Annotated in this window: 1 protein-coding gene; it reads right to left on the minus strand. The window is 33.5% G+C overall.

Annotated features, from left to right (window positions below; genetic code table 11):
* The coding region (locus ACVC2P_RS08060; RefSeq protein ID WP_452597967.1) for a GTP-binding protein at positions 1-835 on the minus strand (835 nt) is incomplete at its 3' end.
* Between the last annotated feature and the right edge of the window lie 277 nt (positions 836-1,112).

A 1,112-nucleotide genomic window follows, 5' to 3' on the forward strand; every position in this document is an offset into this window, starting at 1 on the left:
CTTCTAAACCAACGATTGCACAAATATCTCCTGTTTGTACTTCGTCTACTTTTTTACGGCCTAAACCTTCAAAAATATGAAGCTCTTTTATTTTACTTTTTACTATAGAACCATCTCTTTTTACTAAAGAGATTTGCTGTCCTACTTTTAATTCTCCTCTTGTTAAACGCCCAATAGCAATACGTCCTGTAAATGAAGAGAAATCTAACGATGTAATTAACATCTGTGTGTTTCCTTCAGGAATTTTTGGCTCAGGAATATGCTCTATAACCATATCTAATAATGGCTCGATATTCTCTGTTTCTTTTTGCCAATCGTCACTCATCCAGTTGTTCTTAGCAGAACCGTACACTGTAGGGAAATCTAATTGCCACTCCTCTGCTCCTAATTCGAACATTAAATCGAATACCTTCTCATGTACTTCGTCTGGCGTACAGTTTTCCTTATCTACTTTGTTTACAACAACGCAAGGCTTAAGCCCTAAGTCTATCGCTTTTTGTAATACAAAACGCGTTTGTGGCATTGGCCCTTCAAAAGCATCTACTAATAATAAAACACCATCGGCCATGTTTAATACACGCTCTACTTCTCCACCAAAATCGGCGTGACCAGGTGTGTCGATAATATTAATTTTTGTGTCTTTATATATTACAGAAACGTTTTTAGACGTAATAGTAATACCACGCTCACGCTCTAAATCGTTATTATCTAGAATTAAATCTCCAGTATTTTCATTTTCACGAAATAACTGGCAGTGGTACATAATTTTATCTACCAAAGTGGTTTTACCGTGGTCTACGTGCGCAATAATTGCGATGTTTTTAATATTAGCCATAATCTTTGTGCCTTATTTTAAGCGTGCAAAGGTACTTAATTTTTATGGATTTATAAGATTTTATCTTTTTTTTGAATATTCTCTTACTTCACAACGCTTATTTACTGTTAAAATTAAGCTAAGTCTCTCATTAACAATAACGATACTCAATTTATTTTTATACCTTTTCTATTATTAATTATAAATCTATAATATCATGTTAAAGACATTTAAACCATTAACTCAAGCACAAATGAATGCTATTTACGGAGGCACGCAAACTGTAGAAGATATTGAT

This window comes from Pontimicrobium sp. MEBiC01747 (assembly GCF_053601635.1).